Source organism: Sphingobium yanoikuyae (assembly GCF_013001025.1).
Taxonomy (GTDB): Bacteria; Pseudomonadota; Alphaproteobacteria; order Sphingomonadales; family Sphingomonadaceae; genus Sphingobium; species Sphingobium yanoikuyae_A.
In genome coordinates, this window is record NZ_CP053021.1 from 1,227,241 (window position 1) to 1,249,054 (window position 21,814).

A 21,814-nucleotide genomic window follows, 5' to 3' on the forward strand; every position below is an offset into this window, starting at 1 on the left:
AGAGTATCTTTTTCGATATGAAATTTGATCGCTATTGAGCGGACTGTATTGCGCCAAAAGAAAATATATCTATATATATCAATGATATGTGAATTTCCTTCGCCCCCCTCCTGCGGATTGGCACACCTCCTGCAAATTGGATTGGTGTCGGCAGAGGCGGATTACTCGGCCAGCAGGCGGAACTGGGGCGGTCGGAATGGGCTGGCCGCCCCAAGGGCCGGAAATTCACAGGGCGTAGCTCAGTCTGCGCAGAGCGCCTGCCTTGGGAGCAGGAGGCCGCAGGTTCAAATCCTGCCGCCCTGACCAGATGAGGAGTTGGACGATGGCCAACAAGGGACTGTTTGCGAGCGCCGTGGCGAAGCTGCTGCCGCCCGCCGATACGTTGAACCGGGAGGGTGCGCCGGCCTACGCCTATGTGCCGAAGGCGAAGCTCGCCCAGTTGGCGGCAACCGGCACACTGGCCGATGATTTCTATGGCGCGGCGGAGACGCAGCTTGCCGATGTGCTGGATGCGGCCCGCGCGGTTGATCCATATTTCGTCGCCCAGGCTGCGGTCTATGCCCGCACGTCCGGCGCGATGAAGGACATGCCGGCTTTGCTGGCGGCCTATCTGACGGTTGCGGATCCCGACCTCGCGGTTCGGGTGTTCGGCAAGGTCGTGAACAACGGCCGCATGCTGCGCAGCTTCGTTCAGATTATGCGGTCAGGTCAGGTCGGGCGGACGTCGCTCGGCACGCGGCCGAAGCGCTTGGTGCAGCAGTGGCTGGAGCAGGCGTCGATCCGTGACCTGATGCACGCTGCGACCGGCGCTGCGCCGAGCCTGGCGGACATCGTCAAGATGGTCCACCCGCGCCCAGCGGGTGCGGAGCGCAAAGCTTTCTATGGCTGGCTGATCGGTCGTCCCTATGACGTCGCCGCTCTGCCCGTCGAGATCGCCGCGTTCGAGGCTTGGAAGCAGGATCAGGCGCTGCCGCTGCCGCAGGTGCCCTTCGAGTGGCTGACCGCTCATTCGCTGAGCGCGGAGCAGTGGGCGGAGCTTGCCGGCCGTATGGGCTGGCAGGCGTTGCGGATGAACCTTAACACGCTGGCGCGCAACCGTGCGTTCGGGGTGGAAGGGCTCACCGATCAGGTCGCGGCCCGGCTTGCCGACTGCGATGCACTCCGTGCCGTGCGGCCCATGCCCTATCAGTTGATGGTGGCATTAGGTCAGGTCGGCGACGGCGTGCTGCTCAAGGTACAGGCGGCGCTGGAGGAGGCGCTGGAGTTCTCTCTGGCGTGCGTACCGAAGGTGCCGGGCCGCGTGGTCGTCTGCCCCGATGTGTCTGGGTCGATGCAATCGCCGGTGACGGGCTACCGCAAGGGCGCTTCGTCCATGGTTCGCTGCATCGATGTCGCGGCTCTGGTCGCGGCGGCGATGTTGCGGTCAAACCGTAAGGCGCGGGTTATTCCGTTCGAGCAGGCGGTCGTGCCGGTGACGCTGAAAGCTACCGACCGGATCGGGGCGAATGCGGCGAAGCTGGCAGCGGTCGGCGGTGGCGGGACGAATGTCTCGGCGCCTCTCGCACTCCTCAACAAGGAAAAGGCGGCGGTCGATCTGGTGGTTATCGTCTCGGACAATGAGTCTTGGGTCGATGCGCAGCGGATCGGCTCGACGGCGACGATGCAGGAATGGACGAAACTGGCGAAGCGCAACCCGCAAGCTAAACTCGTCTGCATCGACATCGCGCCCTACGGTACCACGCAGGCGGCTAGCCGGCGGGACATATTGAATGTCGGAGGCTTCTCCGACGCGGTGTTCGACACCATTGCGCGCTTCGTCTCCGGCGAGACGCGCGACTGGGTGAGCATCGTCGAACAAGTGGAGGTCTAAACAAACAGGGTCGTGGCGAATGCTGGCAGGACTACATGTCACCAGAGGAGGCCCGACGAGTAAAGCACCCGGAAGGCAGTTGTGCCGAAAGGGAGATGCGGGTTCGAACCCCGCCGCCGACACGTAGCTTAAGGGCCGCGTCTTGCCGAACCTCGTCGCCACGACCCAACCAGATTATCACGGCGAATGCCGAGAAGGACTACATTGGTAATGTGGTTGTCGCGGGTTTAAGTCCCGCCTGTATCGGCAACGATACAGTAGCTCAGCTGGATAGAGCGCCGGTCCCTCGGGACGGTCTTTCTCACTTCTCGTCGCCGTGACCGAAATGCAAAAAAACATGGCGAATGCCTGACAGACTACATGGCCTATCACGCCCCAGATGCGGGTTCGAATCCCGCCGGACCGCCCAATCGGTCCGTAGTGTAACGGTAGCACAGGGACCGTCCGCAAGGATGGAGAGAAGTCTGTCAAAACCTCGTCGCCATGGCACAGAAATTTGAGCTGGCGAATGCCGGCGGGACTACATGGTCAGAGCGCCTGCCCACGGGCAGGAGGTCGGCGGTCCGACCCCGCCTCCGGGAAACCGGATAGCTCAGGGAAATGTCTCGCCACATCTGGTCGCCGGCACCATTACTATACAGGGAGGTCGCTATGACCGAGAGCAGGACTTACGATATTCAGCACGTCGAGGGCGGCAAGCCGATCAAGCTGTGGACGCGCGGCGTGCCGGTCGACGAGAAGGCGCACGAGCAGCTCCGCAAGGCGGCGCAGATGCCCTTCGTGTTCAAGCATGTGGCGGCCATGCCGGATGTGCATGTCGGCATCGGTGCGACCGTTGGCTCGGTGATCCCGACCAAGGGCGCGGTGATCCCGGCGGCGGTGGGCGTCGACATCGGCTGCGGCATGATGGCGACGCGCACCTCGCTGATGGCGAGCGATCTTCCGGACAATCTGGAGGGCATCCGCTCGGCGATCGAGCAGGCGGTGCCGCATGGCCGTTCGGTTGGTCGTGGCCAGCGCGATCATGGCTCGTGGGGGGCACCGCCGGTCGAGATCGTGGACGCCTGGGCGACGCTCGTGGAACGGTTCGACCGGATCACGGTGAAATATCCGCGGTTCAAGAACACGAACCAGCTAACCCATCTGGGAACGCTGGGAACGCTGGGGACGGGCAACCACTTCATCGAGCTTTGCCTCGATACCGAGCAGCGCGTGTGGATCATGCTCCACTCGGGTTCGCGCGGCGTGGGGAATGCGATCGGCACGTTCTTCATCGAGCTGGCCAAGCAGGACATGCGCAAGTGGTTCATCAACCTGCCCGACGAGGATCTGGCCTACTTTCCGGAAGGGACCGATCATTTCGATGACTATGTCGAGGCGGTCAAGTGGGCGCAGGACTTCGCGGCGCTGAACCGGCGGATGATGATGACCAATGTGATCCGGGCGCTGCGCGGACAGATCGCCAAACCTTTTGACGCTGAACTGGAAGCGGTGAACTGCCATCACAACTATGTGACGCGGGAGAACCATTTCGGCCAGAATGTGCTCGTGACCCGCAAGGGCGCGGTGCGCGCGGCGAAGGGCACGATGGGCATCATCCCGGGTTCGATGGGCGCGAAATCGTTCATCGTGCGCGGTCTCGGCAATGCGGAATCGTTCGAGAGCTGCAGCCATGGTGCGGGGCGCGTGATGTCGCGCACTCAAGCCAAGAAGCTGGTCTCGCTCGACGAGCATATCGCCGATACGGCGGGCGTCGAATGCCGCAAGGACGAGAGCGTCATCGACGAGACGCCCAAGGCCTACAAGCCGATCGAAGCCGTGATGGCCGCCCAGGCCGATCTGGTGGAGATCGTCCATACGTTGAAACAGGTGGTGTGCGTGAAGGGGTAACCCTTCACGTATATCCAGGGGGAATTATGATCATCATTGACGGATCGGAAGGTGAAGGTGGCGGGCAGGTGGTGCGCAATGCGTGCGCGCTTTCTCTCGTCACCGGCAAGGCCGTCCGTATCGAGAATGTCCGCGGCAAACGCTCCAAGCCGGGGCTCATGCGTCAGCATGTGACCGCGGTTGAGGCTTCGTGCACCATCGGCAATGCCGAATGCCAGGGGCTTCATGTTGGCTCGTCCGCGCTCAGCTTCGTGCCGGGCCGCGTTGTGCCGGGCGAGTATCGCTTCGCCGTCGGCACCGCAGGTTCGACGGGGCTTGTCCTGCAGACGGTGCTGATGCCGCTGCTGCTCGTCGATGAACCGTCACGGCTGGTGCTGGAAGGTGGGACGCACAACATGCTCGCGCCGCCGTTCGACTTCATTGCGAAATGCTTCCTGCCGATCATCAATCGTATGGGTCCGAAGGTGGAGGCCCGGCTTGTCCGGCACGGCTTCTACCCGCGCGGTGGCGGTCGGATCGAGGTTGATATCAATCCGGCGCCGTTGCGGCCCATCGACTGTCTGGAGCGCGGAGCTCTGATGGGCGTCAGCGGTCAGGCGCTGTTTGCCGGCCTGCCGTTCGAGATTGCGGAGCGCGAGATCAATGTCGTGCGCCGCGATCTCGGTTGGTCGGAGCGAGAAGCCTGCGTGCGCGAACTGCCGGACGATCAGGGGCCGGGCAACATCCTGTTGCTTGAGGCGCAGTTCGAGCATGGAACCGAAATCGTCAGTGGCTTCGGCCAACTGGGCGTAACAGCCGAGCGGGTGTCCAAGAAGGCTGTCGGGCGTATGCTTGGGTTCCTAGAATCCAATGCCTTTGCCGGCCCCTATCTGGCCGATCAGCTGCTGCTACCCTTCGCGCTTGCAGGCGGCGGCAGCTTCACAACGGTCAAGCCGAGCCAGCATAGCCTCACCGCGATCGAGGTGATGGGGCGTTTTCTGGATCGACGCCTTGGGTTTGCTCAGCAGCCGGGAGGGACGCATCTGCTGACCGTTCGATGAACGGGTGGCCATGCCATGTTCCGCATGTCTGGCCACAAAGCTGAAGCTAGCAATATTGATACTGGGGTAACGAGCTCTTTCTGAAGTGAAAATCCGGCGTACGTAGTAGCGACCCCAAGATGCATGAGAGCCAGGGAGGTGTGAAAACGTGTTCAGGGATTCGTCATTTCATTTTGGCTTTATATATGTAAAAATCGATAATTATTTATCTGAATTTGGTTTCATATTTAATCTTATATAAGAAGAATGCTTTGAACAGATCGGCGATGGCAATGAATTGTCTTCAATAAACTGCAATTTTGCTACGCAATGTTCGATATGGTACTGGATGTTGATAAAAGTTTCTATGCTGCGAGTAATTCGTTCTGCTCTTGGGGAAACAAAAATATCACGAGATTCAAGCATATTTAATGCGATGTCTAGTTTTGGATGATCGTCGATAAACCACTGGTACACTCAGTAAAAATCTCGTCACAGCCGAAATCAGCCAGTGATTTTTTGCAATCTTTTAGAGTGTCTGGGGAATTTGCCCGGGCGTATCCAATAGCTTTCATCGATTGCCTCCATTTGAATTGGGGCAATGGTAAATCGTGGACGATGGTGCTGGAATCCGCAAAATTGCTGATGCGGTTAAAGAAAATAAATTGAAAAATCAGTCTGTTATGAGTTTTGTTTCTACTGGCGGGAATGAGGCATCTTTTTATTTGAGTTCGTCCAACAGAATGATGTCTCGTTTGCTTCGGTTCAGCAGGCGATAGCGGGTGTTACATGTCTGCACGATCGCCCCTTCTACGAGGCGGCTCCGTGCGGTTCGAACAGCGGAAGTGCAGATAGATCGACCGTTTGGGTATCGCCCCAGCCGGTCCCCGTATATTTTGCCTACCATACGGATCTCAGTTAGGGCAGGTTCGAACGTACATGTCGAAACGACCGGCGTCCATTCGTCGAGTTCAGCGTCAAATTCTGTACATTTGTGGCGGGACGGCTTTGCTGTCCTATCCATCGGATTGCTTCCCGCCCCGGCGGCGGCCAACATGAGGCAATTGGTCGAGTACTTTCGCGACCAGGGCCCATGGTCCGTTCCGACGAGGATGCGATGCTACGGTCGTATTGATATCGAAGCTGGGAACGCCGAGTGGCGTCGCGGGCGCCTGCATTACGCGTACGGAATAATTACTGACGTCAGCAAGCGCACTGACGTTCGTTATCTCCATGCGAGCGATTTCGAAGGCCGCATCACTTTGCCCATTTGGCCATATTTCGACCTTAACGACCATCATCCCGGTATGACATCCTCATATCGTTTATGCTGATATTTTGGACTCGTGGGGTGCTCATCGATGGTGTTCGTCATTCGCCGATGGAATAAGCGCAAGGCGCGATAGGCCGCAAGTTGTGAGGCAATCCGTTCTTCGGCGTTGTCAGCCTGCCAGGGGCGCAAATAGGGCGCAAAACCTACCCCCTTTGCCACGTCGAGCCGAAGTTCGCGGAGGACAGCGTAAGCATCACCATGAATGCGCTTCCAACTGGGCTTGATCTGAGCCTCTTCGTAAAAGCTTGTTTCGCGACTGCGGGTTGGGCTGAATTCGATCTTCTCCACAATCACATCTTTCAGCCGACGGTTGAGCGCGCGAGCTGCATTGGCATAAATCCTCAGCTTCTCTTTATCGCTTAGTTCTGCTGGTTCTTGGCCGCGCCATTGGATGCGGACTATTCCAGTGCGCAGGCTTCCAGAGGCATCAAGCGTTCCCCAACAAATTTGGCTGACCAAAGAGTGGTGTCTTCGACCGAAAAGGATCAGTCCGATTTTGTCATCAGGGCCTGATGAATCCACAAAATCCGGTTTGTGCGTGGAATCGAGCGTGTCGAGATAAGGGTATTCGGTCGACATGAATGGGGCCGCAAACTTCCGATGCATCTGGGTCTCCTAGTGCCGAGGAGCGCCAACATTCGACGCACACGCAAAGCGCGTCGATGATCAGCTGGCGATATCTGGCAGTGAGTCTGAGTGTTCCTGTCTCTGCATATCAAAAATCTAAAGGTTCTTAAAAGCCGTGTTCTTATGAACCGTGGACGAATTTTCCGTGGGCGCGCAAGTATCGCCTGTGACTGAGGATGTAGTGCAGACAGTTGGCCGGACGATCCGGCGTTTTCGGGAGCAGCAAGGCTATTCTCAGGAAGCCTTCGCCCAAAAGGCACGGCTGGATCGTTCATACTTTGGACGGATTGAGCGCGGCACGCAGAACTTAGCACTTCGGACCCTTTGCGTTATTGCGATAGCGCTAGAGGTGCATCCGGCCGAATTGCTTGCTGATGTAGAGGTCACGTTCCCGCCTCCATCGGGCCAATAGAGCGGTCAATCTGTCTCGTGAAACGCGGTTCATCCCGTCGCGAATCGATTCGCGACTCGGGAGGATCGGCGTGCAGGTCTGGGTGGCCCTTAACCCAAGCATTCACCTTGTCTCTCAAAGAATAAGATTTAATACTTATAATTACACGGCTTTTAAGAACCATTTGTTTTAGTGCTGACGGAATGGTCGTGTGTGAAAACCCGTGTGATGGGCTTCCCATTATTTTGATGCGGACGTCCAATTTATGGCTGTAAATTATCAGGCCTATGGAAGTGCGTTCTAACACTTCGCATCTGTGCGTTTGGACATGGATTCTGGATTTCGATCATAATTTAATCGATGACAGCATTAAGTGTTGTTGTCGATCATGGTTCAGCATGTATATCATGCTATATATATCCACAACGTCCAATTTAATTAAATTATATTCAAATCATGTCCTATTGAATTGGACGTTATTCTGTTATTTTACTAGATCTATACTTGGTTATAAATGAGGATCCCGCAATGCAATTCGCATGAGGGAGACGAGATGTGTCGAATGATGGAGAAGGCTTCAGATCGCGATCGGTTCGTGGAGCAAAATACGTCAGGCGTCGGACCAGGGGTCACATTCGCCATCGAGATGAGCGAAGGGCGGTTCGTCGAGCGGCGTTTTCCCCAATGCTGGTGCAAGAGGCGGCCACCTGCTTCGAAGGGCGCTTAGGGCGCGCGGTCTCACATGATGAGGCGCGAAATTTTCTGGGACATCTAGCTGATTATATTTGGATGCTCGTCCGCTGGGGCGAGGTGCCTTCGGAAGCGAAGTCGTTGCCTGAGGAGCGGGGGCTGCACGCTCCTGCGAAGTTGTCCAGGCGCTGACGTCGTCATCGAAGCTGAGGGTGTTTTGAGTCGGTTGGTTCGCTTCTCGCGGTGACAAAGAAGAGGCGGCTGCCGGTTGTTGTCGAGGTGATTTATGGCACGGCCACGGAAAAGCAGGCGTTCGCGTAAGGTGGTGAAGCTAGAGCAGGCGACCGGCACGCGAAAGGCGTTGCTATATACGCGTGTGTCATCGCCAGAGCAGGAGCGAGAAGGGTTTTCGCTAGATGCTCAGGAGAACCTGCTTCGTGATTACGCCGTTCGCAACGGATATCACATCGTTAGTCGGCATATTGACGTGGAAACGGCAAAATCTACTGGCCGAACAGAATTTGCAGCAATGCTAAAATATTTCAAGGATCATCGTAGTGTTAGGATATTGCTGGTCGAGAAGGTTGATCGACTTTATCGTAATATGACAGATTATCTGGAAATTGATAATCTGGATATAGAAATACATCTAGTTAAAGGGGGTGTTATTATATCAAAAGAATCAAAATATTCGGAGAAGTTTATTCATGGAATCAAAATTTTGATGGTCAAGAATTACGTAGACAATCTATCTGAAGAAACAAAAAAGGGTCTTTTGGAAAAGGCAAGCCAAGGTATTTGGCCGACGCACGCGCCGACGGGATATATCAACGTTCTCGGTTCCGCAGGGAAAAGGATTATCATTCCTGATCCTGAAGCTGCACCACTTGTCATCAAACTTTTTGAATGGATGGAGACAGGAGAATATTAGCTTGCTGAAATTACCGAGAAAATCCGCGATGCTGGCTTAAGAAGTAAGCTGACCAAGCAGATTGTTGGGCGCAGCTCAATTCATCACATGTTACGAAATCCGATTTACATCGGCCGGATCGAATGGCGAGGCGAAAGCTTCCGAGGCGTCCACCAGCCTCTCGTCAGTTCCCTGACATGGAATAACGTTCAAGAGCTGCTGGATCGCCGGAGTGTAAAAAACACTCATGGCGACCAGCTGCGTTTCGCGTTCACAGGCCTCATAACTTGTGGTCATTGCGGGTGCGCGGTTGTCGCCCAAATGCAGAAGAAGCGCTATGTCTATTATCATTGTTCTGGGTTCAGGCAGAAATGCCCGGAAAAATATGTCCGGGAAGAAACGCTAGTCGAGGCTTTCGCTCAGCAACTTGCCCGCCTGCAGGTCGATGACGAGATATTCTCGTTGATCGAACGTGCGATCGTTGACGCTCAACGCGACGAGGACAAGGGGCGCAATGAAGAAATTATGCGGTTGAAGGCGGAGGCTGATCGCCTACAGGTCCGCATGGATAAGCTGTATGTTGACCACCTCGAGGGCAGGATTCCTGCGGACATGTACGACCGACTAGCCTCTGAATGGCGGGATGAGCGTATGCAGAGCTTGGAGCGGCTGGAAGGATTTCGTGAGGTTGATGATGCCTTGATAGGCGATGGCATCGAACTGCTGGATTTGGCTCGAAAGGCCCATCAAACCTTCGTTTTGCAGTCTCCAAGTGACAAAATCAGCGTTCTGAAATTGCTACTTTCGAACTGTACATGGCCCAACGGCGAACTCACCGTCGAGTTCCGTGAACCTTTTGCAATGCTTGAGAAAATTTCCCCTGGAGCACCCGCTCTCAGCGCCCCGTCCGGAGGCTCTGAAGCAGAGTGTCCAAATTGGCTCCCCGAGTAGGATTCGAACCTACGGCCATTCGATTAACAGTCGAATGCTCTACCGCTGAGCTATCGGGGAGCAGCCCCGCTTGCGCCGGGCAGGCCGCGCATATGCAGCGGCTTGTCCCAAATGGCAAGCGCTGCTTTTGCCATTCCTGAAAAAAATCTGTGCATATGCATGCGCTTGCGGAACGGGCGCATTTTCGTCCTTTTCCGCCGGTTTTTCAGGTTTCGCCGATGTGGATGGCAAGCCAGATGGTCGGCGCGTCCGTATGGGTGACGCGGTGCGGGATGCCCGCTCGAATCAGTCGATGATCCCCCGGTTCCAGGCGATAGGTGCCGATCCCTTCCAGCAGCAGTTCGGCGGTCCCGGTCAGCACCAGCACCCATTCATCCCAATGCTGGACATAGGGGCGCTCCGGCGGTGTGCTGTGGCCGTGGGATATAATCCGTTCGATCCGCACGCCCGGCATCGACACTATATCCTCGAACAGTTCCTCGGCCGCATGTCCGGACGGGATATCGAGCAGGTTGGTCGGCGCGTCGACCGGCAATGCAGGAGGTGGGCATGTCATCGGCGCATGATGCCGATTGGCGGAAAATTGGAAATGGGGGTTTTTACCGGGGCGTCAGCCTGTGGGACGGGGCGTGCCATCTCCGTTGTCGCCGCGCTTGTTGCTTGAAATCCTGCGCTACCCGTGCTGACCATGCGGCCTGGCCGTTCGGCCCAATGTCAGAACAGGGGTTTGATACCGTGACAATGATATCCCGTTTGCTGCTGTCGGCGGCAATGGTGGCGGGCGCTTGCGCCGCGCCGGCAATCGCACAGCCCAGGCAGGTGCTGACCCACGAAACCTTGTGGATGATGAAGCGCGTCGGCGCGCCGGTGGCGAGCCCGGACGGCAAATGGGTGGTCTATGCGCTCAGCGAACCATCCTATGAGAAGGATGGCGCGGTCAGCGACCTGTGGATCGTGCCGGCCGACGGATCGGCTGCGCCGCGCCGCCTGACCGCGACCAAGGCGGGCGAGGGCGATCCGGCCTGGGCGCCCGACAGCCGCCGTATCGCCTTTTCCGCCAAGCGCGAGGGCGACGATGTCGCGCAAATCTATGTGCTGGACCTGGCCGGAGGTGAAGCCCGCCGCGTGACCAGCATCCCGACCGGCGCGGGCAAGCCGATCTGGCGGCCCGATGGTCAGGCGATCCTGTTCGAAAGCGCGGTCTATCCCGGCGCGATGGACGCCGCCGCCAACAAGAAGACGGCCGAGGAACGCAAGGCGCGCAAATATAATATGCGCGTCTATGAGCATTTCCCGATCCGCTACTGGAACGACTGGCTGGATGACAAGCGGCCGAGCCTGTGGATGCAGCCGCTGGCCGAGGGCGCGCCGGCGCGCGATATATTGTCCGCCACCAAGCTGGCGCAGGCCGATGGCTTTGGCGGCAACGCCCAGAGCGACGGCGGCATGACGCTGGCGCCGGTCTGGAGCCCGGACGGCAAGGAGATCATCTTCACCGCCACCACCGAGCGCTGGAACGCGGCCCATGCCCGCGTCAATTTCGGCCTCTATCGCATGCCGGCTGATGGCGGCGAGCCGGTGCTGGTGACGCCGACGCCGGGCGAATATGGCGACATGAAGTTCACGCCGGACGGCAAGAGCCTGATCTTCCAGTTCAACACGCAGGGGCAGGAGGTCTATGATCTGGCCAAGCTGCACCGGGTTGCCTGGCCGGCGGGCGGGGCAGCGACGCTGCTGACCGGCGGCTTCGATCGCGCGGTGGACAGCTATGCCGTGACGCCTGACAGCCGCAGCCTCTATCTGACTGTGCCGGACGCGGGGATGGAAAATCTCTATCGCGTACCCGTGAGCGGCGGCACGCCTGAACTGGTGATCGCGCCCAAGGTCGGCGGCTATGCCGGGATCGACATTCCGTCGGATGCCAAGTCGACGCAGATCATCGCCAGCTATGGCAGTTCGGTGAACCCGGCGGAAATCGTGCGGATCGACCCGGCGGCCAAGCGGCACAAGAATCTGACGAACGTCAACACCGCGCTCGCCGCGTCGATCGACTGGGCCAGCCCGGACCATTTCTGGTTCACCACTGACAAGGGCCGGCGCATCCACAACATGATCGTCACCCCCCCGGCGTTCGACCCGGCGAAGAAATATCCGTTGATGGTGCTGATGCATGGCGGCCCGGCATCGTCCAACATGGACCAGATCGGCCTGCGCTGGAATTATCACCTGCTCGCCAGCGCCGGCTATGTCGTGCTGATGACCGACTATACTGGCTCGACCGGCTATGGCGAGGCCTTCTCGCGGGCGATCAAGCTGGACCCGCTGCGTGGCCCGGCGAACGAGATCAACCAGGCGGTGGATGAGGCCGGCAAGCGCTATGCCTTCATCGACACGGCCAATGCCTGTATCGGCGGCGCCAGCTATGGCGGCCATCTCGCCAACTGGATGGAGGCGACCACGACCCGCTACAAGTGCATCGTCAGCCATGCCGGCGAAGTCGACCTGCTGACCCAGTGGGGCACCAGCGATTTCAACTATGGACGCGAAGTGGCGAGCGGTGGTCCGCCCTGGGGCGACAGCCCGGTGTGGCGCGACCAGAGCCCGATCACCTATGGCAAGGACTGGAAGACGCCGATGCTGCTGACCGCTGGCGAGCGCGATTTCCGCGTGCCGCTGGCGAACACGCTGGAAACCTGGTCGACCTTGCAGCGGATGCAGGTGCCCAGCCGCCTGCTGATCTTCCCCGATGCCTGGCACTGGATCACCAAGCCGGAGGATAGCCGCCAATTCTACCGCGAGGTGCAGGGCTGGCTGGCCCATTATCTGAAGGGTGGGCCGGAAGTGAAGGGCGGCCCGATCGCGGCGCCCGAAGCGGCCAAGGCGCAATAGGCAAAAAAAAGGCCCGGTCGATCAACGACCGGGCCTTTTTCCATCAGTCCTTTTCGACCTGGCTGACGTCGCGCACCGCGCCGCGCGCGGCGTTGGTGGTGAGCGCCGCATAGGCACGCAGCGCCGGCGAGACGTTGCGCTTGCGGCCGAACGGCTTCCACGCCTTCTTGCCGCGCGCGACCATCTCCTCATGGCGCTTGGCCAGTTCTGCATCGTCGACCAGCAGCTGGATGCCGCGATTGGGGATGTCGATCAGGATCGGGTCGCCGGTCGCGACCAGCGCGATCAGGCCGCCCTCGGCCGCCTCGGGCGAGACATGGCCGATCGACAGACCCGACGTGCCGCCGGAGAAGCGCCCGTCGGTGATGAGCGCGCAGGCCTTGCCCAGCCCCTTCGACTTCAGATAGCTGGTCGGATAGAGCATTTCCTGCATGCCGGGGCCACCCTTGGGCCCTTCATAGCGGATGACGACGACGTCGTTCGCCTTGACTTCATTGCCCAGGATGCCCGCGACCGCCGCGTCCTGGCTTTCATAGACGCGGGCCGTGCCATGGAAGGTCAGGATGCTGTCGTCGACGCCGGCGGTCTTCACGATGCAGCCCTCGGGCGCCAGATTGCCGAACAGCACGGCCAGGCCGCCATCCTTGGAGAAGGGATGTTCGGCGCTGCGGATCACGCCGGTCTGGCGATCCATGTCCAGTTCCTTCCAGCGGTTATTCTGGCTGAAGGCCTGGGTGGTGCGCACGCCGCCGGGCGCGGCCTTGAAGAATTCCTGCACCGCCTCGCTGTTGGTGCGGCTGATGTCCCAGCGGTTGATCGCCTCGCCCATGGTGGTGGCGTGGACGGTCGGCAGGCTGGTGTCGAGCAGGCCGGCGCGTTCGAGCTGGCCCAGGATCGCCATGATTCCGCCGGCGCGATGGACATCCTCCATATGCACGTCCTGCTTGGCCGGCGCGACCTTGCACAGGCACGGCACGCGGCGCGACAGCCGGTCGATATCGGCCATCGAGAAATCGACGCCGCCTTCATGCGCGGCGGCAAGCAGGTGCAGCACCGTGTTGGTCGATCCGCCCATCGCGATGTCCAGGCTCATCGCATTTTCGAAGGCTGCATGGCAGGCGATGTTGCGGGGCAGGGCGGATGCGTCGTCCTGCTCATACCAGCGGCGCGCGAGATCGACGATGGTGTGGCCGGCCTCGCGGAACAGCTTCTCGCGATCGGCATGGGTGGCCAGGATCGAGCCATTGCCCGGCAGCGACAGTCCCAGCGCTTCGGTCAGGCAGTTCATCGAATTGGCGGTGAACATGCCCGAGCAGCTGCCGCAGGTGGGGCAGGCCGCCTTCTCGATCGCGGCGACTTCCTCGTCGGTGTAATTTTCGTCGGCGGCGACGACCATCGCATCGACCAGGTCGAGCGCCACGGTCTTGCCGCGAATGTCGGCCTTGCCGGCCTCCATCGGCCCGCCGGAGACGAAGATCACCGGAATGTTGAGGCGCATCGCGGCCATCAGCATGCCCGGCGTGATCTTGTCGCAGTTGGAAATGCACAGCAGCGCGTCGGCGCAATGGGCATTGACCATATATTCGACGCTGTCGGCGATCAGATCGCGGCTGGGCAGCGAATAGAGCATGCCGTCATGGCCCATGGCGATGCCGTCATCGACCGCGATGGTGTTGAATTCCTTGGCGACGCCGCCGGCCGCCTCGATCTCGCGCGCGACCAGCTGGCCCAGATCCTTCAAATGGACATGGCCGGGCACGAACTGGGTGAATGAATTGGCAATGGCGATGATCGGCTTGCCGAAATCCTCGTCCTTCATGCCGGTGGCGCGCCAGAGGCCGCGCGCGCCCGCCATGTTACGGCCGTGGGTGCTGGTGCGTGAACGATAATGAGGCATTTTACGCCGTTCCTGTAATCTTGTTTCCCTGCAATGGCTGCCCCCTACGCCTTTGCACAAAGGTTGTGAAATATATTATTGAAGCGATATAAGGTCGCAAGGAGACTTTATTGCCATGGACCTTCGCCCGCTGCGTCATTTTCTGGCTGTTGCCGATACACTGCATTTCGGCCAGGCGGCGCAGCGCCTGGGCATGACCCAGCCGCCGCTCAGCCAGTCGATCCTGGCGCTGGAGCGGGAGCTGGGGGCGCCGCTCTTTACCCGGTCGAAGCGCAATGTCGCGCTGACCGCCTTTGGCCGGCAATGGCTGGAGCATGTCCGTCCGGCGGTGGAGGCGGTGGGCGCGCTGCCGGACATCGCCCGCCGCCTGCGCGACGGCAGCGCGGGGCAGATCGGCCTCAGCTTCGTGAGCACCGCCGACTATAGCCTGTTGCCCGCGTTGGTGCGCGATTATGCCGCCCGCTTCCCGGAGGTGGAGATCGCGCTGACCGAGGCGACCAGCGACGTGCAGATTGCTGATCTGATCGACGGGGTGAATGATGCGGGCATATTGATCGCGCCCGATGGCGCGCTACCCGACGCGCTCGCCTATATGCCCTTGTTGCGCGAGCCGCTGGTGGCGGCGGTGCCGGAGGGCTGGGTGGCGGACGACCAGGCGCAGGGTGATCCCTGGCTGGATCGACCGCTGATCCTGTTCCCGCGCCGGGTGGCGCCGGCCTTCCATGATCTGGTGAGTGGCTATCTGGCCGGCCGGGGGCAGCCCCTGCTGATCCGGCAGGAGGCGATCCAGATGCAGACGATCATCAGCCTGGTGTCGGCGGGCATGGGTATTGCGCTGGTGCCGGCGTCGCTGCGCAACCTGGCGCGAACCGGGGTGCGCTATCTCGACCTGCAGGACGCGCCGATCCTGGAGACTGGCCTTGCCTGGCGGCGGGACGATGACGGCGCAACGCTGGCGGGACTGCTGGGCGTCGCCCGCGCCATGGCCTGAACAGAAAGAGACCCCGTCGCACAAGGGATGCGACGGGGCCGAGGTTCAGGGAGGTGTCACTCCAAGGGGGGAAAGAAGTGACAGCCACATCTATAGGTCCGGTCCATGAACCTTATGTGAAGCAAGCAGAATTTTTCTGCGGGGGCGCTTTAGTGCTGAAATTCGCCACGCCGGGCTACCAGCGTTCGCCCTGGGTCGAGGCGATGACGGGGCGCTGGTAGGAGGCGTCTTCCCTGCTCCAGTGGGGCTTGAGGAAGCCCTTCACATTGGCGGAATAGACCCAGCTCGCATCGGTGTCGGCGGTCATCTCGATCGTGCAGCGACGGGTGAGCAGCCGCCATTCGCCGCCGCGCCGCTCCAACTGGTCGATATAGCGGCCAATGGCGATCGTCGTGGTCTTGCCATCCTGCCAGAACAGGCCGCCGACCGTGTAGCTTTCGCAATAGGCGGTGTCGCCGTCGATCTCGCATAGATGGTTGGTGATGTTGTGGCTCGTCGACAGGAAGAATTTGCCATGGCCCATATTGGCCCGCGCCGCATAGTCGGGCGCGCGGGTGATGATGGGGCCATGCTCGTCCACGCCATCCTCCCACCAGCAGCTGTTGATGATGTCGACATCCTGCCGGTCGCGTCCGCGGCATTCGCGCAGGATGCAATCGCGGATCGCCTGCCGGTCCTGCAGGTCGCGCACGGTGGCGCGCAACGCGGCGACTTCCTGTTCGAGGTCCATCTCCAGCTTTTCCCTTTCAGTCCTGCGGCACCAGTTGCACCTGCATCATCTCGCCATTTGGCCCCATCGGGCTGTCATGTTCCTCGACCAGGCAGACGGGGTTGCTGTTGCTGGCGAAGAGTTGCAGTTCGTCGGCCTTGCGGATGTCGAGCATCGCAGGGTCTGACAGGCCCTTCATCGCGGCCTGATAATCGGCCAGGCTGTTCCACCAGATTTCCATGATGCAGTCATAGCCGGGATGAATGATCTCACCGGTCAGCGGGTTGGGCTGGGGCGTGACATAGCGGCGGACATAGCGCTGGGCATTGGGCAGGGCGGGCTTGGCGCCCATCTTCTGCGACAGGCGCGAATGCTGGTTCTCATAATAGTCCATGAACTGGTCCATGGAGAGGTCGTCGCGCTTCCTGAGGAAGACGATCTGCTTGATCATGGCTCTCCTCCCGCGCTCAATATTGCCGTTCGCCGGTGGCGTCCGACGCCTTGAAGCCGTCGATCGGTTCGATCGCCTTCATCATCACCAGCGGGATCAGGCGGTCGGTCGACTGCTGATAGCCGGCATAGGCGGGGAAGACCTGACACATGAAGGCCCAGACCCGGTCGCGTTCCTCGCCCTCCGGCTCGCGCCAGGTCGCGCGGAAGGCCTGGGTCGCGACCTGGAAGTCGACCGTCTCGCTGTCGCGGATGTTGAGATACCAGGCGGGATGATGGTCGGCGCCGCCCTTGGACGCGACGATCACCACTTCGCCGCCGATATCGCCATAGATGAGGGTGGTGATGAAGGTCTTGCCGCTCTTGCGGCCGGTATAGCGGATCATGCAGTGAGTGGTGAAACCATGGCCGCCGACGGCGGTGATGTCCATGATATGGCCCTGCGCCCCGCCCGATCGCAGATACATGTCGCGATGCTCGCTGATCCAGTCCTTGCGCGTGTCGCGGATGGCGGCGGAACTGTCGTCGCTCATGAGGGCCTCCTCTCTGTCAACTTCGGTGTAAACCAGCGCGGCGCCGGACGGACCTGAAAAGGGCGTCGCCATGGCGATGCTTGGCCGATCGGGTCAGCGGATGATCCGGTCATATTGCGGCAGCGGCGCGACGCCATAGCTTTGCCGATAGGAGGGCGGCTGGCGATCGCCCACGTCGCGCAGCCCATAATGTTCGGCGAGTTCCGCGCCGATCAGCGTCTGGCCGGCATGGTCCGCCAATGCCGGATCCTGCGACAGCGCCCAGATGACATGGCCGGTGAACTCGGGCGTTTCGACCATCTTTTCCAGATAGGCATATTTGGCCGGGTCCGACGCGATCAATTGCAGCAGGCGTCCGGTGCGCAGCGCGCCCATCCAGATCGACAGGGCGGTGACGCCGGTATCGCGCAGGTCGACGGCCATGTCGGCCGCCATCTTGTCCTGGCTGACCTTGTGCGCGCCATAGCCTGGGCCATAGACATAATGGGAGGCGCCCGACCCGGATGTGAAGACGATCAGCCCCTGGCCCCGATCGACCATCATCGGTGCGGCATGATAGCTGGCGACATAGGAGCTGCGGATGCCGACGGTGATGATGTCGGCCAGCTTCAGCGGCTTTTCCCAGAAGCGGCCGGGCAAAGTGAGTTCGTCATGAATGGCGGCGACATTATTGACCAATATGTCGATATGCCCCTGTTCGGCGCGAACCCGGTCGAACAGCGCGCGGGTCTGCTCGTCATCGCCATGGTCGACACGCACGGCGATGCCCTGACCACCGGCGGCCGTCACGGCGGCGGCGGTTTCGTAGATGGTGCCGGGCAGGGGGGCGTCACCGGCCTTTTCCGACCGGCCGGTGACATAGACGATGCAGCCATGCTGGCCGAGCGCAGTCGCTATGCCCTGGCCCGCGCCGCGACTGGCGCCGGTGACGACCGCGACCTTGGGTGTCTGGCTCATCCATTCTCTCCTTGGGGCGCTGGGCTAACCCAACCAGTCTGCGTCTGGCCATGCAGATGCGGGAGATATCGCTTCGGCGTTAGGCCGAGCCGGGCGGATTGCCGACCAGTTCCAGTTCATGTCCGTCGGGATCATGGATCATCAATATGGCCGGCCCCTTGCCCGAGGCACGGATCGCGCCGACCGGATAGCCCGCCGCCTGCATGCGCGATGCAACACCCGACAGGTCGGGCACGCGCAGCACGATCTTGGCGATGCCGCTGTCGGTCGGCGGCGCCTTCTGCGCCTTGTCGTGCAGCAGGATCAGGGTCAGCCGGCCGCCCTTGCCATCGGCGCAGAGCATGACTTCGGTCACTGGCCCATGTTGCAGCGTGGTGGCGGGGACGAGGCCGAGCGCGACCTGATAGAAACGCAGCGCCTTGTCGAGATCGGCCACGGGCAGGCCGGGCGCCATCAGGGTCGCGCCGACCGGCGGCGGCGTCTGGGCATGAAGCGGGGCCGCGCCAACGGGCAGCAGGGCGAGCAGGAGGGCGATGTCGCGCATGGATCAGGCACTTTCGCTGGCGGTGCTAACCGGGGCGTCATCCGTCTTCCGGCGCTGCTTGATCTTGTCGAAATCGGCCTCGAACTTGGGACGCATGGTGCCGCACAGCCGGTCCCAGATCGTCGTGTAGCCACCGAAATTGCCGGTGAAATAGCGATGATGCTGATCGTGGAAGGTGGCGGAGATGAACCATTTGGTCGCCCAGCTGCGGTTCCACCAGCGCGGCAGCATCTCATAGCCGGAATGGACATAGAGGCCCATGATGATGTTGGTCGGCACGATCAGCGCGACGGTCGCGTCATGGACGGTGAAGACGGTCAGGAACAGCGGCACGAAGCCGCCATTGATCAGCGATTCCAGCGGGCTGACCGACAGGGTGGTGAGCAGGTTGGGGGATGTCGACTTGTGATGCAGCTTGTGGACCCAGCTATAGACCGGTTCCTTGTGCATCCAGCGGTGCAGCCAGTAGAAATAGGTGTCGAACAGGAAGAAATAGAGCGCATATTCAAGCGCGATCATCCACCAGGCGCCAGGCGCCGGATTGAAGCTGATCGCGCCGATTTCGACCAGCTTGGTCTTGATCGTGCCGAGCAGCAGGCCGGTGATGGCGAGGTTGATGACGGCAAAGCCGGCCTCGTTCCGGAAAATCTTCCATTTGAAGCCGCGCGGCTGGATCTTGCGTGCCTTGAAATAGCCGCTGACGATGCCGGCGCCGATCCCGGTCGCGACAAACAGGCCAAGCCATAGCGAGAGAAGATGCTCGCCCTTTCCCAGATATTCCAGCACGCCGGTCCTTCCCGTTGCAGACAGAAGGGCCTGCTATCATGGGATGGGCCGGGGATTTTGTCGGCGCTGACACATAGGCTGGAAATGCGGGCGGACGCTCAGCCGCGATTGGCGTTGATCCCGTCCAGCACGAAATCGGCGATCGCTGCGTCGATGCTGGCATCGTCCGCCAGCCCCGCCGGGTAGAGCCAGTCGCGAAACAGCCGGTTGGCGAGCACCGCGGCAAAGGCGGCGCGGACCATCAGGCGCGGATCGACGCGCGGCGTCCCCTCGATCCGGGCCGACTGGACGGCGGCGCCCTGCTCGAAATAGGCAGCCAGGCTCTCGATCGGATTGCCACTGTCCCCCGCCGGGCCGCCAGCCAGCATCATCGCCCGCAGCAGCGCTTCGTGCTCGGTGACGAAGCGTTGCAGTTCGGCGATGTAGAGGCGCGCGGTGTCGGCGCGGCTGGCATCGTCCTGCGGCACCGGATGATCGGCATTGAAGCGTTCGAGATGCTGGCTGAGCGGGCGGAACACCGCTTCCTGGAACAGGGCGGCCTTGGACGCGAAGCTGCGAAACAGTTGCGCTTCGGTCGTGTCGGCGGCGCGGGCGATCGCGGCGGTCGTCGCGCCGGCATAGCCATGGCGGCGAAATTCCTCCTGCGCCGCCTGGATCAGTCGGCTGGCGACCTCCGCCGAGGATCGGCGCGGCCGCCGGGCCGGCTTGTTGGCGTCGCCGCCGTTCATGCGCGCAGGCGCGCTTCGGACAGGTCAAGCTCACGGGTGAGCTTGCGCCCGACCTCGCTGCCGATCTTGCGGCTGCGCAATAGGGTGAGCAGGGCGGCGCGTTCCGCCGCGACGCCGACCATGCGGAAATCGCGGAACAGGGCGCCCTGCGCACGCAGGCTGTCGGCTTCGGCTGCGCCCAAGGCCTCGATCCGCTCGCGATACAGGTCCATCACGCGGGCACCAGCCTCGGCATAGCGTTCGGCATGGCCATGGGTTTCGGCCAGGTCATGCTGATGCCGCTCGATCGCCTGGATCGCTGCCTCGGCGGTGACGATGCGGGCGGCATCTTCCTCCGCGGCCTTGTTGGCTTCGGCCGGCATGTCAAGATTCTTGAGCAGCAGCGGCAGAGCGACACTGGCCAGGATCAGCGACAGGATGATGACCCCGGCGGCCAGGAAGATGGCAAGATCGCGCGCGGGGAAGGGCGTGCCGTCGTTGAGCGCAAGCGGCAGGGTCAGCACACCGGCAAGGGTGATGGCACCACGCACGCCGGCGAACGATGTCGCCGCCACCAGCCGCCAGTTGGGCCGGCGCGGACCATCGACGCCGCGATACTGGTTGCGCAGGATTGTGAAGCGCAGCGACAACCACACCCACAGGAAGCGCAGCGCAGCGAGGCCGACGACGATCGCGACCGTGTAGAGCGCCAGCCAGCCGGGTTCGCTATGGCCGGTCAGTGCGACCGTGCGCTTCGCTTCGGCGAGGATGCCGGGCAATTGTTCGCCCAGCAGCACGAAGATGATGCCGTTGAGCGTGAACTGGATCGTGTCCCACACCGAATTGCGGCGCATCCGGGTTTCGGCCATCGCCTCACGCGAGATTTCGGCGAAGGTCATGGTCACGCCCGCGGCGACGGCGGCCAGGATGCCGGAGGCATGGACATGTTCGGCCAGGATATAGGAGCCGAAGGGGATCAGCAGGCTGACCAGGATCTGCGATCCGGTTTCCTCGCCCCAGCGACGCGTGACCCAGGCCTTGGCGCGTGACACGACCAGCGTGACCCCGACGCCGATCGCGATGCCGGCAAAGGCGAGCCAGAGGAAGTTGAGTGCAGCATCGCCGGCGGAGAAGCTGCCGGTCAGCGCCGCAGCAATGGCGAAGCGCAGGCAGACCAGGCCGGATGCGTCGTTGAGCAGCGATTCCCCTTCGAGGATGTGCATCATGCGCTTGGGAATGGGCACGCGCGCGGCGATGGCGGACACGGCGATCGGATCGGTCGGCGAGACCACGGCGGCGAGGGCGAAGGCGACGGCGAGCGGCATCGCCGGGATCATCCAGTTGATGAAAAAGCCCATGCCGATGACGGTGGTCAGCACCAGCCCCAGCGCCAGTTCGACCACGGTCGAGGCGTCCTTGAGCAGTTCATCCTTGGGAATGCGCCAGCCGTCGAGGAACAGCAGAGGCGGCAGGAACAAGAGCAGGAATATTTCGGGATCGAGCGCGACCCTGTGCGATGTCGACAGGCCGATGATCGCGCCAAGGGCGATCTGGACCAGAGGTGTCGGGATGGAAATCGGCATCATGCGCGACAAGGCGCCACTGACGACGACAGCCAGCAACAGGAATAATACGACCGAAATGACGTCCAAATCTTCGCTCCAACTTAT

The 21,814-nt window shown here is 61.0% G+C and carries 19 protein-coding genes and 2 tRNA genes; 9 read left to right on the plus strand and 12 right to left on the minus strand.

Annotated features, from left to right (window positions below; translation table 11 throughout):
• The first annotated feature begins 228 nt into the window (after positions 1 to 228).
• From HH800_RS06435 to rtcA, 4 genes are all read left to right on the plus strand, one after another.
• Positions 229 to 306, plus strand: a tRNA-Pro gene (locus HH800_RS06435).
• A 16-nt stretch (positions 307 to 322) separates the two neighbouring features.
• Positions 323 to 1,870 carry a vWA domain-containing protein gene (locus HH800_RS06440; protein ID WP_169860551.1) on the plus strand — a complete coding sequence of 516 codons (1,548 nt, stop codon included), beginning with the start codon at positions 323 to 325 and terminating at the stop codon, positions 1,868 to 1,870.
• Between the two features lie 651 nt (positions 1,871 to 2,521).
• Entirely contained in the window at positions 2,522 to 3,760 is a 1,239-nt protein-coding gene (locus tag HH800_RS06445) for an RtcB family protein (protein ID WP_169860552.1), read from the plus strand.
• Between the two features lie 26 nt (positions 3,761 to 3,786).
• Positions 3,787 to 4,800 carry an RNA 3'-terminal phosphate cyclase gene (gene rtcA, locus HH800_RS06450; RefSeq protein WP_169860553.1) on the plus strand — a complete coding sequence of 338 codons (1,014 nt, stop codon included), beginning with the start codon at positions 3,787 to 3,789 and terminating at the stop codon, positions 4,798 to 4,800.
• A gap of 1,276 nt (positions 4,801 to 6,076) precedes the next feature.
• Here rtcA and HH800_RS06455 read toward each other — a convergent pair.
• Complete coding sequence (locus HH800_RS06455) at positions 6,077 to 6,691, minus strand: hypothetical protein (protein ID WP_169860554.1); 615 nt, start codon at positions 6,689 to 6,691, stop codon at positions 6,077 to 6,079.
• Positions 6,692 to 6,920: 229 nt separating this feature from the next.
• Here HH800_RS06455 and HH800_RS29575 point away from each other — a divergent pair, with 229 nt between their 5' ends.
• The 3 genes from HH800_RS29575 (at position 6,921) to HH800_RS06475 (ending at position 9,681) form a co-directional block, all read left to right on the plus strand.
• Positions 6,921 to 7,151: a helix-turn-helix domain-containing protein gene (locus HH800_RS29575; RefSeq protein WP_419248224.1), complete on the plus strand. Its 231-nt coding sequence runs from the start codon at positions 6,921 to 6,923 to the stop codon at positions 7,149 to 7,151.
• Positions 7,152 to 8,142: 991 nt separating this feature from the next.
• The gene (locus HH800_RS06465) at positions 8,143 to 8,751 is read left to right on the plus strand and encodes a recombinase family protein (RefSeq protein ID WP_169860555.1); all 609 of its coding nucleotides are present in this window, start codon (positions 8,143 to 8,145) and stop codon (positions 8,749 to 8,751) included.
• 9 nt (positions 8,752 to 8,760) lie between these two features.
• Positions 8,761 to 9,681: a recombinase family protein gene (locus tag HH800_RS06475; protein WP_419248225.1), complete on the plus strand. Its 921-nt coding sequence runs from the start codon at positions 8,761 to 8,763 to the stop codon at positions 9,679 to 9,681.
• Here HH800_RS06475 and HH800_RS06480 read toward each other — a convergent pair.
• Both HH800_RS06480 and HH800_RS06485 read right to left on the minus strand, forming a co-directional pair.
• Positions 9,667 to 9,741 (minus strand) — tRNA-Asn (locus HH800_RS06480). The genes HH800_RS06475 and HH800_RS06480 overlap by 15 nt on opposite strands.
• 145 nt (positions 9,742 to 9,886) lie before the next feature.
• Positions 9,887 to 10,237, minus strand: a complete 351-nt coding sequence (locus HH800_RS06485) for a cupin domain-containing protein (protein WP_199909659.1) — start codon at positions 10,235 to 10,237, stop codon at positions 9,887 to 9,889.
• A gap of 185 nt (positions 10,238 to 10,422) precedes the next feature.
• Here HH800_RS06485 and HH800_RS06490 point away from each other — a divergent pair, with 185 nt between their 5' ends.
• The gene (locus HH800_RS06490) at positions 10,423 to 12,570 is read left to right on the plus strand and encodes an alpha/beta hydrolase family protein (protein WP_235682033.1); all 2,148 of its coding nucleotides are present in this window, start codon (positions 10,423 to 10,425) and stop codon (positions 12,568 to 12,570) included.
• A gap of 43 nt (positions 12,571 to 12,613) precedes the next feature.
• On the opposite strand, the gene ilvD is transcribed toward HH800_RS06490, so the two are convergent.
• On the minus strand, positions 12,614 to 14,467 hold the full coding sequence (ilvD, locus tag HH800_RS06495) for a dihydroxy-acid dehydratase (protein ID WP_010338969.1): 1,854 nt from the start codon (positions 14,465 to 14,467) through the stop codon (positions 12,614 to 12,616).
• A gap of 115 nt (positions 14,468 to 14,582) precedes the next feature.
• Between ilvD and HH800_RS06500 the strand changes: the two genes are divergently transcribed.
• On the plus strand, positions 14,583 to 15,458 hold the full coding sequence (locus HH800_RS06500; RefSeq protein WP_169860557.1) for a LysR family transcriptional regulator: 876 nt from the start codon (positions 14,583 to 14,585) through the stop codon (positions 15,456 to 15,458).
• A gap of 175 nt (positions 15,459 to 15,633) precedes the next feature.
• Here the strand turns inward: HH800_RS06500 and HH800_RS06505 are convergent, their stop codons facing one another.
• From HH800_RS06505 to HH800_RS06540, 8 genes are all read right to left on the minus strand, one after another.
• Positions 15,634 to 16,188 (minus strand): nuclear transport factor 2 family protein, encoded by a 555-nt coding sequence (locus tag HH800_RS06505; RefSeq protein ID WP_169860558.1) that lies wholly within the window; start codon positions 16,186 to 16,188, stop codon positions 15,634 to 15,636.
• 16 nt (positions 16,189 to 16,204) lie between these two features.
• Positions 16,205 to 16,618 (minus strand): EthD domain-containing protein, encoded by a 414-nt coding sequence (locus HH800_RS06510; RefSeq protein ID WP_161730922.1) that lies wholly within the window; start codon positions 16,616 to 16,618, stop codon positions 16,205 to 16,207.
• A 16-nt stretch (positions 16,619 to 16,634) separates the two neighbouring features.
• Positions 16,635 to 17,150, minus strand: a complete 516-nt coding sequence (locus HH800_RS06515; protein ID WP_037519851.1) for a nitroreductase/quinone reductase family protein — start codon at positions 17,148 to 17,150, stop codon at positions 16,635 to 16,637.
• Positions 17,151 to 17,243: 93 nt separating this feature from the next.
• Complete coding sequence (locus tag HH800_RS06520) at positions 17,244 to 18,107, minus strand: SDR family NAD(P)-dependent oxidoreductase (protein WP_010338974.1); 864 nt, start codon at positions 18,105 to 18,107, stop codon at positions 17,244 to 17,246.
• Positions 18,108 to 18,186: 79 nt separating this feature from the next.
• Positions 18,187 to 18,651, minus strand: a complete 465-nt coding sequence (locus HH800_RS06525) for a VOC family protein (protein ID WP_169860559.1) — start codon at positions 18,649 to 18,651, stop codon at positions 18,187 to 18,189.
• A gap of 3 nt (positions 18,652 to 18,654) precedes the next feature.
• A complete protein-coding gene (locus tag HH800_RS06530; RefSeq protein ID WP_169860560.1) occupies positions 18,655 to 19,437 on the minus strand; it encodes a sterol desaturase family protein in 783 nt (260 codons plus the stop codon).
• Positions 19,438 to 19,535: 98 nt separating this feature from the next.
• Entirely contained in the window at positions 19,536 to 20,165 is a 630-nt protein-coding gene (locus tag HH800_RS06535) for a TetR/AcrR family transcriptional regulator (RefSeq protein WP_037519842.1), read from the minus strand.
• Positions 20,162 to 21,796, minus strand: a complete 1,635-nt coding sequence (locus tag HH800_RS06540) for a Na+/H+ antiporter (protein WP_099233419.1) — start codon at positions 21,794 to 21,796, stop codon at positions 20,162 to 20,164. Before HH800_RS06540 ends, HH800_RS06535 begins: the two co-directional genes overlap by 4 nt.
• Positions 21,797 to 21,814 lie beyond the last annotated feature (18 nt).